General features: G+C 30.4%; 15 protein-coding genes. 6 read left to right on the plus strand and 9 right to left on the minus strand.

Going from position 1 to position 15,871, the window contains the following annotated elements; translation table 11 throughout:
* Positions 1–29 precede the first annotated feature (29 nt).
* Both R2808_RS08265 and R2808_RS08270 read right to left on the minus strand, forming a co-directional pair.
* A complete protein-coding gene (locus tag R2808_RS08265; protein WP_371270491.1) occupies positions 30–887 on the minus strand; it encodes a hypothetical protein in 858 nt (285 codons plus the stop codon).
* A gap of 34 nt (positions 888–921) precedes the next feature.
* Positions 922–1,929, minus strand: coding sequence for a 3-oxoacyl-ACP synthase III family protein (locus R2808_RS08270; protein ID WP_371270492.1), 1,008 nt, complete (start codon positions 1,927–1,929; stop codon positions 922–924).
* Between the two features lie 443 nt (positions 1,930–2,372).
* On the opposite strand from R2808_RS08270, the gene R2808_RS08275 reads away from it, so the two are divergent.
* Entirely contained in the window at positions 2,373–2,708 is a 336-nt protein-coding gene (locus R2808_RS08275) for a hypothetical protein (protein ID WP_371270493.1), read from the plus strand.
* Between the two features lie 387 nt (positions 2,709–3,095).
* Here the strand turns inward: R2808_RS08275 and R2808_RS08280 are convergent, their stop codons facing one another.
* The 4 genes from R2808_RS08280 to R2808_RS08295 form a co-directional block, all read right to left on the minus strand.
* Entirely contained in the window at positions 3,096–4,478 is a 1,383-nt protein-coding gene (locus R2808_RS08280) for a PQQ-dependent sugar dehydrogenase (protein ID WP_371270494.1), read from the minus strand.
* 184 nt (positions 4,479–4,662) lie between these two features.
* Positions 4,663–5,607, minus strand: a complete 945-nt coding sequence (locus tag R2808_RS08285) for an ABC transporter ATP-binding protein (RefSeq protein WP_371270495.1) — start codon at positions 5,605–5,607, stop codon at positions 4,663–4,665.
* A 148-nt stretch (positions 5,608–5,755) separates the two neighbouring features.
* On the minus strand, positions 5,756–6,445 hold the full coding sequence (locus tag R2808_RS08290) for an OmpA family protein (protein ID WP_371270496.1): 690 nt from the start codon (positions 6,443–6,445) through the stop codon (positions 5,756–5,758).
* Positions 6,446–6,455: 10 nt separating this feature from the next.
* Positions 6,456–6,929: a lipocalin family protein gene (locus tag R2808_RS08295; RefSeq protein ID WP_371270497.1), complete on the minus strand. Its 474-nt coding sequence runs from the start codon at positions 6,927–6,929 to the stop codon at positions 6,456–6,458.
* A 170-nt stretch (positions 6,930–7,099) separates the two neighbouring features.
* Here R2808_RS08295 and htpG point away from each other — a divergent pair, with 170 nt between their 5' ends.
* The 3 genes from htpG to R2808_RS08310 all read left to right on the plus strand — a co-directional run bounded on the left by htpG (position 7,100) and on the right by R2808_RS08310 (position 11,574).
* A complete protein-coding gene (gene htpG, locus R2808_RS08300; RefSeq protein WP_371270498.1) occupies positions 7,100–8,986 on the plus strand; it encodes a molecular chaperone HtpG in 1,887 nt (628 codons plus the stop codon).
* A 100-nt stretch (positions 8,987–9,086) separates the two neighbouring features.
* Positions 9,087–10,694 carry a DUF4139 domain-containing protein gene (locus tag R2808_RS08305; RefSeq protein ID WP_371270499.1) on the plus strand — a complete coding sequence of 536 codons (1,608 nt, stop codon included), beginning with the start codon at positions 9,087–9,089 and terminating at the stop codon, positions 10,692–10,694.
* Between the two features lie 4 nt (positions 10,695–10,698).
* Complete coding sequence (locus R2808_RS08310) at positions 10,699–11,574, plus strand: mechanosensitive ion channel family protein (RefSeq protein ID WP_371270500.1); 876 nt, start codon at positions 10,699–10,701, stop codon at positions 11,572–11,574.
* Between the two features lie 12 nt (positions 11,575–11,586).
* Here the strand turns inward: R2808_RS08310 and R2808_RS08315 are convergent, their stop codons facing one another.
* Together R2808_RS08315 and R2808_RS08320 are read right to left on the minus strand one after the other, a co-directional pair.
* Positions 11,587–12,972 (minus strand): outer membrane beta-barrel family protein, encoded by a 1,386-nt coding sequence (locus tag R2808_RS08315; protein ID WP_371270501.1) that lies wholly within the window; start codon positions 12,970–12,972, stop codon positions 11,587–11,589.
* A 122-nt stretch (positions 12,973–13,094) separates the two neighbouring features.
* On the minus strand, positions 13,095–13,685 hold the full coding sequence (locus R2808_RS08320) for a hypothetical protein (protein WP_371270502.1): 591 nt from the start codon (positions 13,683–13,685) through the stop codon (positions 13,095–13,097).
* Positions 13,686–13,783: 98 nt separating this feature from the next.
* Here R2808_RS08320 and R2808_RS08325 point away from each other — a divergent pair, with 98 nt between their 5' ends.
* The gene (locus tag R2808_RS08325) at positions 13,784–14,170 is read left to right on the plus strand and encodes a DUF2721 domain-containing protein (RefSeq protein ID WP_371270503.1); all 387 of its coding nucleotides are present in this window, start codon (positions 13,784–13,786) and stop codon (positions 14,168–14,170) included.
* Here the strand turns inward: R2808_RS08325 and R2808_RS08330 are convergent, their stop codons facing one another.
* Entirely contained in the window at positions 14,171–14,782 is a 612-nt protein-coding gene (locus R2808_RS08330) for a murein L,D-transpeptidase catalytic domain-containing protein (RefSeq protein ID WP_371270504.1), read from the minus strand.
* Between the two features lie 103 nt (positions 14,783–14,885).
* On the opposite strand from R2808_RS08330, the gene R2808_RS08335 reads away from it, so the two are divergent.
* Complete coding sequence (locus R2808_RS08335; protein WP_371270505.1) at positions 14,886–15,776, plus strand: DMT family transporter; 891 nt, start codon at positions 14,886–14,888, stop codon at positions 15,774–15,776.
* Positions 15,777–15,871 lie beyond the last annotated feature (95 nt).

Consider the following 15,871-nt stretch of genomic DNA (forward strand, 5'->3'; position numbering starts at 1 on the left):
AGAGACTATTTTAAAAAACTAAACACTAATTACCATTTTGTTCTAAGCTCAGTTCCAATTTTAATATTTTCACCAATATTTCGATCAAATTTAGCAAAAATCATCCCATAACTTACTTTTGAATTTACAGAGTCTATTTTTACATTATATCTACCGTCTTGTGTAGAGAAATACAGAAAATCACTAACATTATGATCCTTTCCTTTATCTAATTCTATTAACCAATACTCTTCTTCATATAAGTATATTTTTTTTATATTTTGAATAAATACAGAAATTGGCTTTTTTAAAAAATAATCTCTCCATTCAAAAGGGATTTGAGTTAAATCTAAGTCAGAAGAAATTTTACTTAAACTAGTTTTGTTTACAAAATAAGGACCATCTTCTTCAGGTTCCCTGCCTTCATTATAACTTTTAGCAAAAGTAATAAAATCATTATAATCGTTTTTTACAAATGTTGACCCAACATAAAATCCTTTTGTTTCATCAGCTAATAGATAAGATTTATTTTCCCATGTTATTAAAGTATATTGAGAATTTATTTTTAAAGAATCAGCACCATATTTAATAATTCTTTTTTCAGATTTTGTTTGATCACCTTCGCTAAAAATTTCTATTTCAACTTTTTCTGGAAATAAATTAATTTTATTCTTTTCCTTTAAGAAATTACCAAAAACAGTTTTAATAAAGGAATACTTATAATAATAATAAGGATAATAATGATAAATAAAACTACCATCATTAAATAAATTTAGCTCCTCACCATGAGATATTGTTTCATATTCAAATTTTAATGAATCTATTTTTTCAATACTTCTTTCATTGATATTATAATTTGGTAGAAATATTACAATCACAAAAAGAAATAAAACGCTTTTAATATTCATATTTAAAATATAACTAAAAATTACAACTGCAAAACTACCAACGCATAATAACGCTTCCCCAAGTAAAACCAGAACCAAAAGCCGCTAAAACGACTACATCGCCTTCTTTAATTTTACCTTGCTCCCAAGCTTCTGTTAATGCAATAGGAATGGAAGCCGCTGTTGTGTTTCCGTATTTTTGAATGTTGTTGTGTACTTGATTATCTTCTAACTTAAATTTCTGTTGAATAAACTGCGATATTCTTAAATTCGCCTGATGTGGAATTAGCATATCAATATCCGAAACTTGAAGGTTATTTGCTTGTAAACCTTCGTTTATTACTTCGCTAAAACGCACCACTGCATTTTTAAACACAAACTGTCCGTTCATATACGGATAGTAACTTTCATCGTCTGGATTGTTATCTTTAATAATATCGGTTACCCAACGTTTTCCCATTCCTGGTGCAATTAGCGCTAATTCTTCGGCGTGTTGTCCTTCGGAATGAAGATGTGTAGATAAAATTCCTTTAGAATTGTCTTCGGTTCTTGATAAAACGGCCGCTCCTGCGCCATCGCCAAAAATTACCGAAACGCCACGTCCGCGAGTGGTAAAATCTAATCCGCGAGAATGTACTTCGGAACCAATGACCAAAACGTTTTTATACATTCCCGTTTTAATAAATTGATCGGCAACGGAAAGTGCATATACAAAACCCGAACATTGATTGCGAACATCGAGTGCACCTACTGTACGCAAACCTAAATCGCGCTGTACTAAAACCCCTGGACCAGGAAAATAATAATCGGGGCTTAAAGTTGCAAATACTACAAAATCGATATCGTCTTTAGCTATACCAGCACGTTCTATAGCCATTTTGGCGGCTTTAACGCCCATTGATGTTGTAGTGTCGTCTAAACTTGAAACATGACGGCGTTCTTGAATACCTGTGCGTTCTTGAATCCACTCATCGTTGGTATCCATTACTTTAGATAAATCGTCATTTGTAACTATATTGTTTGGTACATAATACCCTAGACCTGTTATTTTTGAATTGTACATAACATTTACCTTTTTATATTGAAGTACGAATGTACAAAAAATGATGTAATTTTTAGTAATTGTTGTAAGTGGTAAGGTTTTTATAGTTCATTAGTCAATAACTCAGCTCCATCAACTAGCGCAAGCATCTTGCTTATGCAAATAAAAAATGGTTACTTTTATCTTTTTAAAAAGATGAACAGAAAATATAAATTTGAAGAAAAAAATGAGGCTTATTTTGTTTTATTAATCTAATAGATAAAAAATACAGTAGTGTAGAAAATTATGAAAACGATGATTAAAAAGTTTTAGAAATTGTTTTGAATTGAATGTAGCACGAGCAAGATGCTCGCGCTAGCGGGGCAAGGTTTAACTTAGTTAGAATTCATCCAACAAAAGGAATTTATGGGCATAGATATAATAGAAATAAAGGTAAAGCGGAACAAGTACATTTTTAATAAGTTGTGAAAAAAAATAAAACAATCATAAGAATAATTTTATTAACGTTTTATTTCCTTTTCTTAATATATGAGTTATATTTTAAAAGGGTAAAATTTTTATCTAATTATGAGAAAGAGCAAATAAATGATGTTATAGAAATGACAATTAATGGCTATAATGAACAGCTTTTTAAATTTTCTAAAGATACTGATTTTAGAGCTTTAAATGTAGGTAATGAAAATTCATATAAAATTATGAAAGGTGATTCAATTTTTAAAATGAAAAATTTAAAAAAAATAACTGTTTTTAGAAAGAATAATGATACTTGGATTGAGACATATGAATTTAATATTAGATAAATAAAAAGATAGTAAACAGATTTAATATGCCCTACGCCGGCGCAAGCATCTTGCTTGTGCCCATAAAAAATGGTTACTTTTATCTTTTTAAAAAGATGAACAGAAAATATAAATTTGAAGAAAAAATGGGCTTATTTTGTTTTATTAATCTAATAGATAAAAAATACAGTAGTGCAGAAAATTATGAAAACGATGATTAAAAAGTTTTAGAAATTGTTTTGAATTGAATATAGCACAAGCAAGATGCTCGCGCTAGCGAGGGGTTTCAAATGTGGTGTTAGCGTAATTATCAACGTATAAAACATTGATTTTCAGTTAAAAATAAATTTTAATATGTAAAAAAAGAGATGAAATGAGCCTATTATTACATTTTATAAAAACAATACCCTACTTTATCAATTTAGTTGTAAAAACATTGTTGTTTTCAGAAATAATTGTAGCAAAATAAATACCGTTAGGCAAATTTGGCAATTCTATAGTAGTAATTTGATTATTTGTATTTAAAAAAGTTTCTGTAATAATTTTTCCACTTATGTCTTGTATTAAAATTTGTTGTAATGGTAAATTTTGATTGTTTGTTACGGTTAGTGTGTTTATAAAAGGGTTTGGTGTAATAGAAAGTTTAGTAGTACTAAAACTTTCGGCGTTCATAGTTGTGGTATCAACAATTTTATAAACAACCCCCGAATTCATTCCCGCTACATATAGTTCGCCATTTACATCTTCGCCAAAAGTTGTAAAATAATTACCCGCATAGGCCGAAGTCCAAGTTATGGTACCGCCTGTTACAGCATCTATAAAACCAATTTTATTAGTGCAATAATCCGCAAAAATATATTTGTTTTGAAGATTCGGATACAGTGTTCCTGTATATACATAGCCACCCGTTATAGAGCAACCCGAAGTGGCAGCGTGTGTATATTGCGCAAAAGGAAACGTCATAGTACTGCTGCTTGCACAGCCTGAAGTATTATATACGCTATTGCCTTCGTAGCACCGCCAGCCGTAATTTAATCCTGCACTTGTGCTCGTGGCTTTATTAATTTCTTCAATAGCGTTTTGCCCTACATCGGCTATCCACAAATCGCCATTTAATCGGTTAAAGGAAAATTTCCAAGGATTACGTACACCAAAAGCCCAAATTTCATCGAGCCCTGCTACACCCACAAAAGGATTATTACTCGGAATGCCATATGGAGAACCTGTATTTACATCTATTCGCAATATTTTACCTAAAAATGAATTTAGATTTTGTCCAGAATTTAAAGGGTCGCCTCCACTACCGCCATCGCCCATTCCTATGTATAAATAACCATCGGAACCAAATGCTATAGTTCCACCATTATGATTAGCATAAGGTTGTGAAATGGTAAGTAGTATTTGCGCAGAGCTAGCATCGGCAATATCTGGATTGGTAGCATTACGAGTATATCGTGCAATTATAGTGCTACCATCGGAACTACGCGTATAATTAATATAAAAATAGCCATTTGTAGCATAATTTGGATGAAAAGCTAAACCCAACAATCCTCTTTCGCTACTAGAAGTAGTTAAACCCGAAACATTTAAAAAAGGTGTAGCGTTTGTAGTGCCATCTGAGTTTAGTATTTTTATTAATCCTGCTTTTTCTACTACAAACAATCGGGAATCGTTTGCGTTTACTATAGCCACAGGATTAGAAAAACCCGAAGCGAATGACGTAATATCTAATAATTGTGCGTGTAGTGTAAACATTGTACACAATATGCAAAAAGTAATTATTCTTTTCATATACAAGTAGTTAAGTATTTCTTCAAATTTACAAAAAAATAACAACTAAAACGTATATTTACAACAGCATAATGAATTTAACATTTTGAAAAACAATATAATACAGCTAAAAATTCATTACTAATACAGTTTCATATTGTTTAATTACAGGAAAAAATCAAAAGTATATTATAATTTTAAAAAGTTATTTACTATTCGTTTTAGGTTGAATACAAACTGTTTTATTGTATTGTAATACATCTTTAGCGTTAAAAAATATAGTTTTTTGATTGGCTAAAAGAATGGTTTCAATTAGATAATAATTTCCTTTAAAATAAGATTTTTTAACAACAACCTCAAAATTTGATTTTTCAACAAGTTCTATTTCGTGTGGGTAAAATAATTGTATGCTTCCATTAACTTCAATTTCGGAAACCTCATCAAATAATGAAGCAATATAATACGTTGGTTTTTGATTATAAACGTTGTAAGCCGTATCTTTTTGGAGCATTTTTCCGTTTTTCATAACCAAAATTTCATCGGCAAAAGAAAGTGAGTCGTTAACATCGTGTGTAGCCACAATACACGTAATTTGTTTTTCTTTTAAATAGCTGAAAATACGCCGACGTAAACTATTTTTTCTAAAGTTATCGATATGACTAAACGGTTCGTCTAACAAAAGTAACTCGGGTTTTTTTGCTAAAACTTTTGCTAGTGCCACGCGTTGCATTTGTCCGCCGCTTAAATATTTTGCTTTAACTTGGGCAAATTCGGTCATTTCAACAACCTCAAGCAACTCGTTAATTCGGTTCTGTTTTTCAATTGGAAAAAAATTAGACAAATATTTCCCTATGTTTTCGGCAACCGTTATATAAGGCATTAAATCGAAATCTTGTGCCAAATATTTCATAGTAGGCATACCAGGAACAAGATTAAACTTTGGTCCCGTAACTTTTTGATTGTTCCAAATTATTTCGCCAGCATCAACATCATATAAACCGTAAATTAATTGTAACAATGTGCTTTTTCCACAACCACTTTCGCCAATAATTGCTAAGTTTTTTCCTTTTTCTAACTGAAAAGAAAGATTTTCTAAAGTTGTTTCTTTAGCATTGAAATATTGAAATGAAAGTTGGGATACTTGTAACATAAATAAAAAACTGTTTCAAAAAGTAAATTTGTCAATCTGAATTTATTTCAGATTCTATACCAACAAATGTCAGTATTTTTAGATTCCGAAGCAAGTTCGGAATGACAATAGATTACTTTTGAAACAGTTTCGTTTAATTTTTTATTTCTTAATTACCGTTTTGCGCGTCTTGAATCATTTTTTCGTTAGCAAGAATAGCAAATTCTACACGACGGTTTTTGGCGCGACCTGCATCGGTTTCATTATCGGCAATTGGTTCTGCTTCTCCCATTCCAACAACTTCAAAACGAGAAACAACAAGTCCTTTACTCACTAAATAATTTTTAACAGCATCGGCACGTTGTTGCGATAATTTTAAATTGTACTCATCGGCACCTTTGCTATCGGTATAGCCATAAATTTTAATATCGGTATCGGCATAGCTGTTAAAAACAGGTACTAATTTATCTAAATTAGCTTTTGCTGTAGATGTTAACGATGCTTTTGCAAATTCAAAATTTACAGAGTTTTCACCTAGTGTAAGTTTAATCCCTTCGCCCACTCGTTCTACATCTGCACTAGGTAATGCTTCTTCTATTTCGCGTGCTTGCTTGTCCATTTTGTTACCAATAACGCCGCCTGCAACGCCACCTACTACACCGCCAATAACCGCACCTAAAGCACCATTACCGCCTTTTCCTACATTATTCCCTAAAATTCCACCAATAACGGCACCACCAACAGCACCTATACCAGCACCTTTTTGCGTATTATTTGCATTTTGAACAGAGCTACAACTTGTTGATAAAGCCGCTACTAAAAATGAACCTGCTACTAAAATTGATATTGTTTTTTTCATAATTTCTATATTATTGATTAACTCGTGTAAATTGATAAACTAAATCTTTTGTGCTTCCGCCTACAGTAACTTTGTCTAGTAATTGAAAACTATCTTCGGTTATATTAGCTATAGAAAGCACATAGCCTTGACTTACTTTTTTAGATTTTTCGGCGTTTAAAACTTTCATTACAAATTTCCCTTCTTTGTTAATATACCAAGTAATATCAGAAGAAAATGAAGCACAATTTGCATTGTTTAAAGCCATTGTTCCTTTGTTGTTATTCGAAACAAAAGTCCAATCACTATTTACAAAACACTGCGAATCGAACATATCGAACGATGTTACCTTAATATATTCAGAACCTGGAAAACTTACTTCCGTAATTGTCCACATTCCTTTTAAAGTCCTTTCTACTTTGTTGTCTAAATTAGTAGCAACAGGCGAAGTTGATTTACAGCCAACCATCAGTATAACTGTAAAAAGAAGTAGTAGTTTTTTCATACATTTAATTTTATAGCACAAAATTACGAAATATTACATTTTCTTGTTTGCATTTTTTGGCGATATTTTTCTACGAAAACGACTAAAATCAGTCAATTTGTCATATTGTACATTTTGGTATTTATTTTGACATAATCCTGCTAAAATGTTTAACCAAAAAAGAATAGAGTATGTCAAGTGGAAAAATTAATGTTTCAGTAGAAAACATATTCCCTTTAATAAAGAAATTTTTATATAGCGACCACGAAATTTTTCTTCGTGAATTGATTTCAAATGCAACAGATGCCACATTAAAATTAAAACACTTAACCAGTATTGGCGAAGCCAAAGTAGAATATGGCAGTCCAAAAATTGAAGTTAAAATTGATAAGGAAGGAAAAAAACTTCACATTATTGATCAAGGATTGGGAATGACCGCTGATGAAGTTGAGAAATACATCAACCAAATTGCATTTTCTGGAGCTGAAGAATTTTTGGAAAAATATAAAGATTCTGCCAAAGATTCAGGGGTGATAGGGCATTTCGGTTTAGGTTTTTACTCTGCTTTTATGGTGGCAAGTAAGGTTGAAATTATTACAAAATCATACAAAGACGAGCCAGCCGCACATTGGACGTGCGACGGAAGCCCAGAATTTACTTTAGTTCCTCATGATAAAACCGAAAGAGGAACTGAAATTATTTTACATATTGCCGATGATTCTACTGAATTTTTAGAAGAAAGTAAAATTCGCGAGTTGTTAACAAAGTATAATAAATTTATGCCAATTCCAATTAAATTTGGAACCAAACAAGAAGCTTTACCAAAACCAGAAGATGCTGGCGATGATTACAAAACAGAATATGTTGAAGTAGATAATATCATTAACAACCCTTCACCAGCTTGGACCAAACAACCTTCAGATTTAACTGATGAGGATTACAAAAATTTTTATCGCGAATTGTATCCTATGCAGTTCGAAGAACCGTTGTTTAACATTCATTTAAATGTAGATTATCCGTTTAACTTAACTGGAATTTTATATTTTCCAAAATTATCGCACGATTTACAAATACAAAAAGATAAAATTCAATTATATCAAAATCAAGTATTTGTAACCGATAATGTAGAAGGTATTGTACCAGAATTTTTAACGATGTTGAAAGGAGTTATCGATTCGCCAGATATTCCGCTTAATGTTTCGCGTTCGTACTTACAAGCTGATGGTAATGTAAAGAAAATTTCAAATTACATTACCAAAAAAGTTTCTGATAAATTAAAATCGTTATTTAATGCAAATCGTGAAGATTTTGAAAAAAAATGGAACGATATTAAAATAGTATTAGAATATGGTATGCTTTCGGAACCAAAATTCTATGAAAAAGCAGGCGATTTTGTATTATATCCTACCACTGATGGCAAATTTTACACATTAGCCGAATTAAAAGACGCTTTAAAAGACAATCAAACGGATAAAGATGGAAATTTGGTAGTGTTGTATGCTTCCAACAAAGACGCACAACACAGCTATATTACTGCTGCAAAAGATAGAGGTTATGAGGTGTTTTTATTCGATTCGCCTATCGTATCACATTTACTTCAAAAATTGGAAATGGATAACGAAAAATTAACTTTTGCTCGTGTAGATGCTGATCATTTGGATAATTTAATCAAAAAAGACGAAAACCAAATTTCAAAATTATCTGACGAAGAAAAAGAAAATTTAAAAAATGTAATTGAAACAGTTGTTCCAAAAGAAAATTATTCGGTTCAATTAGAAGCTATGGACAGTCAAGCAGCACCATTTATGATTACGCAACCCGAATTTATGCGCCGTATGAAAGAAATGAGCCAAAGTGGCGGCGGCGGTATGTTTGGCATGGGAAATATGCCCGAAATGTATAATTTGGTAGTAAATACAAATTCGGAACTAGCTTCTTCAATTTTATCTACAGAAAACTCTGATGCCAAATCGGCCTTAGTAAAACAAGCGTTAGATTTAGCAAAACTTTCACAAGGGTTATTAAAAGGCGAAGATTTAACCAACTTTGTAAAACGTAGTTTTGAAACTTTGAAATAAAAAGTAAAAGAATAAATTAACGATTTTTCTTTTATAATAAATTGAAAACCTATGAGATACTATCTTATAGGTTTTTGTATTTTTACATAAAATTTCAATTATGAAAAAAATCTTCTTTATTTCAATACTATTAAGTATTTCGAATATAGCTTTGGCGCAAAACCCCATTTATACCAAAGCAAAAGTTATAGAAGTTAATGCCTATCGCAATAATGCCGAACTTAAAAATACAACTTCATTTTCGATTCCCGCAGGAAATTCGGAAGTAGTAATTGGTAATATTTCTGAAGAAATTATTGAAAATTCGCTACAAATTGCATTAGACAATAAAAATGTAAGCATTCTTTCATCGCAATTTACCGATGATTACTCATCTGATTTTAAAATAGATACAACCAATCCGCAATTAAAAAAAGTAGCCGATAGTATTGAAATTGTAAACAATTTAATTGTTAAATCGAATATCGAAATCGATGCCAATACTAAAACCATTGAATTATTAGATAAAAACCAAACCGTTTTAGTAGGAAGTAGTACTTCTAATGTTACACAATTAACGCAACTAACCGATTATTATACTGCTAAACGTATCGAAATTAGCAACAAATTGGTTAAACTTAGAGATACTAATATTGAACTCCAAAAAAAATTGAATCGATTAAAAAGTAGTTTAAAAACCAAAGAAGAAAAAGAACTAGACGAATACGCCAGCGGTGTATTGGTTTTAAAATTATACAGTAAAGTCGCTGCAAATTGTAAGGTCGAAATTAAGTATTTGGCACAACAAGTATATTGGGAACCGCTTTACGAAATAAATGGAAGTAGTATAAACGAACCTTTAACCGTGTTTTTTAAAGCAAGTTTACGTCAAAATACTGGCTTAGACTGGAAAGGTGTAAAATTATCGCTAATAAATGGAAACCCTTCGCAAAACAAGATTGCACCAGTAATTGAACCATGGTTCATTTATGCAGAAAACAAAGAGGATAATATGGTTATTGCTAGGGGAATTCCAAGAAAAATCAATGATGCTGAATATAGTTCGAATCAATTAGATGAGTTAGTTGTTACAGGAGCTGGTTTTAGCATAAATTCTAACGAATTAAATATCAGTTACGATGTTGCTATTCCGTATGATATTCAAGCCAATAACGAACCGCATTTAATTTCATTATTTGACCAAAAAATCCCTGCGAAGTTTACTTATTTTACAGTACCCAATTATATTAGAGAAGCTTTTTTATTAGCTAAAATTGATAATTTTAGTAAATACGGATTTATTTCGGCGAAAGCCAAAATAATTTTTGAAAATATGTATATAGGCGAAACGTATATTAACCCAAGTCAAACCGAAGATGAATTGCCAATTACGCTAGGAAACGACAACCGAATAAGTGTAAAACGTGTAGAGGTAAAAGACAAATCGAGTGAAAAATTCTTGTCGTCTAATGTAGAAAAAACAGTAACCTACGATTTAGTAATTCGTAACAATAAAAAACAAAATATAACAATCGAAATTAAAGACCGCTACCCTATTAGTAACAACGAAGCTGTAAAAGTTGAACTTTTAGAACGAAGCGGTGCAAAAGTTGATGACGAAAAAGGATTTTTAACATGGAACGAAAAAATATCAGCTTCGGAAACGAAAACTATACGTGTTAGTTATAAAGTAAAATATCCTAAAGATTATTCTATTAGTAATTTTTAAATAGATGACAAAAATTGAAACTATTATAGAAAATTGGCAACACTCTACCGAAGATTTTTTACCAAAATTACTAATGGCTATTCTTGTAATTATACTATTTTATTTTATAGGAAAAATTGCAAAAAATATAAGTTTACGCTTTTACACCAAAGTTTTTAAAAGTAGTACAGCTGTTCCTAATATAATTGCATCATTAATATTTTTCTTCTTTTTGCTTTCGGGTGTTTTTATTGCCCTACAGGTAATGGGATTAGAAAAAGTACTAACACATATTTTAGCTGGTGCTGGAATAATTGGCATTATTGCCGGATTTGCTTTTAAAGATATTGCATCAAATGCTTTTGCGGGTTTGTTGGTTAATACGCAACATCCGTACAAAATTGGCGATTGGGTTCAAATTGAAGATATTTATGGTGTTATTACTAAAATAGGCTGGATTACAACCAATATAAAAACCGTTCCTGGCCAAGAAGTATATATTCCTAACCAATTGGTTTATAACAACACATTTACAAATTATTCTACTTACGGAAAACGTAGAATTGTACTTAAAAGTGGCGTTTCTTATGGCGACGATTTAGAACAAGTGAAAAAAGTTGCGTTAGATGAAGTTACAAAAATTCCTCAATTGCTTACAACAGATGATGTCGATTTTTATTTTACCGATATTGGCAATTCAACTTATAATTTTCAGCTTCGTTTTTGGATAAAATTTACAGATAATAACGACTATCAAAAAGCGATGAGTGATGCCATTGTGCATATTAAAAAACGATTTGAACAAGAAAATATTTCAATTGCGTATCCTGTTACTACATTAGATTTTGGCGTAAAAGGCGGCGTGAATATTTTTGATAAACCAATTTCAATAAAACAGTAAAACTAGGTTGTATTAATTCCCTATCAATTTAGTGTCTTCTTGTTTTTCTTCGTTTAAAAATTTACGTTCTTCTTTTGCTAATTTGTTTTTAGTTGGAATTTTATAATTCAAAGAAAAGCCAATTCGTCTAGTGTCGTATTTACTCGTGTAAAACAAATCGGTTCCAATGGCACCAAAACCTTGTTTATTTGTATTTAAAATATCGTTAATATATAATGAAACTGACAAATTATCTGACAAGAATTTTTTTGCAAATGTAGCGTCTAATTGTTGACTAAAAGGTTCTTGAATGGCATAATATTGATAATTTCCCCCAGTTGTTGAAGTATTATAGTTTAATGTAAATTTGATTTTACTAGGCAACTGAATTTGAGACATTAAATTAAAATTCCAAAAACCTTTATAATCAATATTATCAAGAAAATGTTTTTGATGTCCTACATAAATATACAAGAAGTTAATTTCATCTGGATTAAAATCAAACTTTAAGGTTTCTTTCAAGCCTTTTGAAAACAACATATAAGGCAATGGCAAACCAAAATTAAAATTGTGAATTTTTAATTTTGGTGTATTTACAGAAACACTTGCAGCTCCGTTTGGTGTTTCAATAATTCTATTTACAACTTGATTGCTTGCATCGCTAATTGAATATCCTATGTAAAAATATTCAAAAGCACTAACTCTAATTTCATAATTATCAAAAATAGTTGGATCTAAATTTGGGTTACCAAAAAAGGAAACATTTGGGTTTTGATAATTGGTATTATTTGGATTTAAAGCAGAAGTGTTAGGCAAATTTATTTTTTTATTATAATTAGCATTAAAAAACACTTGCGGCATTATATTGTATTGTATCGTTGCATTAGGAAAAAACTGGGTTAAATTAAATGGTGTTAACAAACTCGTATTTGTTTCTCCTTCAATTTTATACGATTCTAATCTTCCGCCTAAAATAAAATCGAAGTCTTTATAAGTCGATTGAAATTCAGTATATGCTGCGTAAGTTGTTCGCCAATAATCTAAATTCTTCACATCAAAACTTTCGGTAACAAAATCTAATTTATCGGCTAAAACACCTATACTAAATTTTGTTTCATCTAATACTTTTAATTCTTGCGAATAATCGGTTTTAAATTGATAAAAATTTTGATTGTAATTATTTTGAAGACCAGTACTTGCGTTAATCAAAGAATTTAAATCGAAATTATTTTGATTATTATTATAATTAAATCTGAAATCAAGTTTTTTGTCATAATCATCAAAACGCTTCTGATAATTTAAAGCAATATCGTTTCGTTTTCTTTTATTTTTACTTAGATCAGATGAAACAAAACCAAAACCATTAGCATCAATAGTTGATCTATTATTACTGGTATTAAAATCGTAATTTACTAACAATCTGTCTTTACCTAAATCAAATTTTAAACCGGTTTTACAAAATAAAACCGATTTGTTCTGTCGGATAAATTTTGCGAAAATTATTTTGTTGGATAAAAAAAATTACTTCGCTGATACCTTCATTATAACTTTGACCAACTTGTATTTGCCAAACCAAAAAGACTATTTTTTGCACTAACTAGTAAACTATTATTAAACCGATGACGAGCATCATCATATTTGGTAAAACTATATCCATTTGAATATGTTGCCGATAAATAATTCTTAGCGTTTTTAGCCGTAATTATGTTAATAATAGCGCCACCAGATGTTGCTGGAAACTCTGCGCCTGGTTGCGTTATTATTTCAACTTTTTCAATAGAATTTGCGGGCAAACTTTCTAAATAAGACGTTAATTCATTCGAATAAATATTTAACGGTCTGCTATCCATAAACACTTCAAGTTGCTTTCCTTGGTACATCATACCCGCAACATCTGAAACAATTAAACCTGGAAGTTTTTTTAAACCTTCCATAACAGATCCTGAATTTAAATGTGCTTGTTGAGAAAAATCAAAAATGGTGCGATCTGCCTTTTGCTCAACAGCTTTTTTCTTTTTTACTATAATTAATTCATTAAGCTCTTTGGCTTGTAAAGTATCTGTTTGTTTTTCATTTTGAGAAAAAACATTAAAGGATAAAAAGAGAAAAAAAATAAAATATATTTTTTGCATTTTTAATTGATTTATTAAATAAGTATAGAAAATTCTAAAATGTTACAATTTTAATTAAAACACTTGTAACTTTGTATTTATAATTATTTCCTAAAAAAATGACTTTATCATTAGAAACACCAGCGTTACTTTTTTCGGCAACTTCGTTAATTTTACTAGCCTACACTAATCGTTTTTTAACTATTGCACAAATTATTAGAAACTTAAAAAAGAGTTACGATGAAAATGAAAGCCGAAAAATATTACTCCAAATAAAAAACTTAAATTTACGTTTAACACTAATTCGTTTAATGCAACTTTTTGGTGTATTATGTTTGTTTTTTTCAGTTTTTGCAATGCTCGTTTTGTTTTTAAATCTTCACGTTTTAGGCATTTGGCTGTTTGGCATTTCGCTACTTTGTTTATTAATTTCTTTGGGTTTATCGTTTTGGGAAATTAGCATTTCGGTTACAGCACTGCGCATTCATTTAGACGATTTAAAATAATTACGCTATTATCCAAAGTAATACAGGTTTATTTGTTTGTTTTAATTTTTCGTCTAACGCTTGCATAAATTCATTAGAAACCGCTGGGCAACCCCAACTTAGTGGCGAATATTTTGGATAAATTTCTTTGGTGCTAACGGCGTTCCACGAATGCAAAACCACTACTCTTTTTACGGCTGTACTATTTGTTGGTTCAAGTCCGTGTAGCCAATATTTCACATGAATTCCCCAAGAGCTGTAATCGCGATTACCTATTTTATACTTGCCTTTCATAGCACAATGACTATCTACTTGGTTAGAAAACTTTGCCTTTTCCCATTTATCAGTATTTTCTTCAAATACATCGCAACTTCCATGTGTTACTAATTTTTGGTTTATAATTTTTTGCTTTTCAAAATCATAAATAAAAAAGCGATTTTTACCCGAATGAATACTATAATCTAACAAAAAATAATACGAATCGTTCATATTATTTTCCTTACAATAAGCCAATGCTTCTTCATGGTAACGAGAATAATCTTTATTAAAACTAGAATTTAAAGTAGCACTATTCTTTATTTTATTGCTCTCGCAAAAAGAAAATAGCAGATATACAAAAAGTAAGTATTTCATAACAAAAAGATTTTTTTAGAGTGCCACAAAAATTAAACCATAAAACTAATCTTATTTTTATTTTTTGAATTGTACCTTTGCCCACATTTTAATTTTTAAAAAAATGAATACTAATACTGTTTTAAAAGGAGTAATTTTAGTAGGTCTTGGCGCTACAAGTTACGGTATGCTAGCAACGTTTGTAAAACTCGCCTACAAAGAAGGTTTTACTACTGCCGAAGTAACCTCGGCACAGTTTATATATGGTATTTTAGGTATTGCTTTGCTTATTTTTTTTCAGAACATAGTGCCAAAAAAACCTATAGTTATGCCTACGAAAAAAAATAGATTTCAACTAATTTTAGCAGGAACATCATTAGGCTTAACCAGTGTTTTTTATTATTTATGTGTAAAATATATTAATGTTTCTATAGCTATTGTAATGCTTATGCAAACTGTTTGGATGGGCGTTTTACTCGAATGGATTTTAGACAAGCAAGTTCCTTCTAAAAGAAAAATTCTAGCGGTTTGCATTGTACTTTTAGGCACTTTACTAGCCACAAACATTACAAACAGCGCTGTTAGTATCGATTGGCGAGGTATCGTTTTTGGCTTGTTAGCGGCAGCTTCGTTTACAACAACTATGTTTACTGCTAATAAAATTGCTGTAGGCGTGTCTAATTTATATAGAAGTCTTTATATGCTTTTTGGTGGCGCAATAATTGTTTTATTATTTGCTTTACTAACTCAAACTACACCTTTTAATCTTGAAATTTTTTACAAATGGGGCATTCTCCTTGCGCTATTTGGTACCATAATTCCACCCATATTAATGAATGCTGGTTTTCCAAGTACAGGTATTGGTTTAGGAAGTATTGTTTCTTCTTTAGAATTACCCGTTTCGGTTTTAATGGCTTATTTTATTCTAAACGAAAATGTTATTTTCTTACAATGGATTGGAATTATATTAATTTTATTTGCCATTTTTATTATGAACTTCAAATCAAAATCATAAGATTACCAGCTATTTAACTTTAAAATTGATTGTTTTACTTCTATTTTCTAAAAATTTTATTAGTACCTTTAAAATATAATTTTAAAACTAATCAA

It is taken from the genome of Flavobacterium sp., from assembly GCF_041392005.1.
Taxonomy (GTDB): Bacteria; Bacteroidota; Bacteroidia; order Flavobacteriales; family Flavobacteriaceae; genus Flavobacterium.

Coding starts and splice junctions, on each gene's coding strand:
- R2808_RS08325 (WP_371270503.1), top strand. CDS start 13,784: ATGACTTTATCATTAGAAACACCAGCGTTACTTTTTTCGGCAACTTCG.
- htpG (WP_371270498.1), top strand. CDS start 7,100: ATGTCAAGTGGAAAAATTAATGTTTCAGTAGAAAACATATTCCCTTTA.
- R2808_RS08265 (WP_371270491.1), bottom strand. CDS start 887: ATGAATATTAAAAGCGTTTTATTTCTTTTTGTGATTGTAATATTTCTA.
- R2808_RS08330 (WP_371270504.1), bottom strand. CDS start 14,782: ATGAAATACTTACTTTTTGTATATCTGCTATTTTCTTTTTGCGAGAGC.
- R2808_RS08285 (WP_371270495.1), bottom strand. CDS start 5,607: ATGTTACAAGTATCCCAACTTTCATTTCAATATTTCAATGCTAAAGAA.
- R2808_RS08280 (WP_371270494.1), bottom strand. CDS start 4,478: ATGAAAAGAATAATTACTTTTTGCATATTGTGTACAATGTTTACACTA.
- R2808_RS08320 (WP_371270502.1), bottom strand. CDS start 13,685: ATGCAAAAAATATATTTTATTTTTTTTCTCTTTTTATCCTTTAATGTT.
- R2808_RS08270 (WP_371270492.1), bottom strand. CDS start 1,929: ATGTACAATTCAAAAATAACAGGTCTAGGGTATTATGTACCAAACAAT.
- R2808_RS08295 (WP_371270497.1), bottom strand. CDS start 6,929: ATGAAAAAACTACTACTTCTTTTTACAGTTATACTGATGGTTGGCTGT.
- R2808_RS08310 (WP_371270500.1), top strand. CDS start 10,699: ATGACAAAAATTGAAACTATTATAGAAAATTGGCAACACTCTACCGAA.
- R2808_RS08305 (WP_371270499.1), top strand. CDS start 9,087: ATGAAAAAAATCTTCTTTATTTCAATACTATTAAGTATTTCGAATATA.
- R2808_RS08290 (WP_371270496.1), bottom strand. CDS start 6,445: ATGAAAAAAACAATATCAATTTTAGTAGCAGGTTCATTTTTAGTAGCG.
- R2808_RS08335 (WP_371270505.1), top strand. CDS start 14,886: ATGAATACTAATACTGTTTTAAAAGGAGTAATTTTAGTAGGTCTTGGC.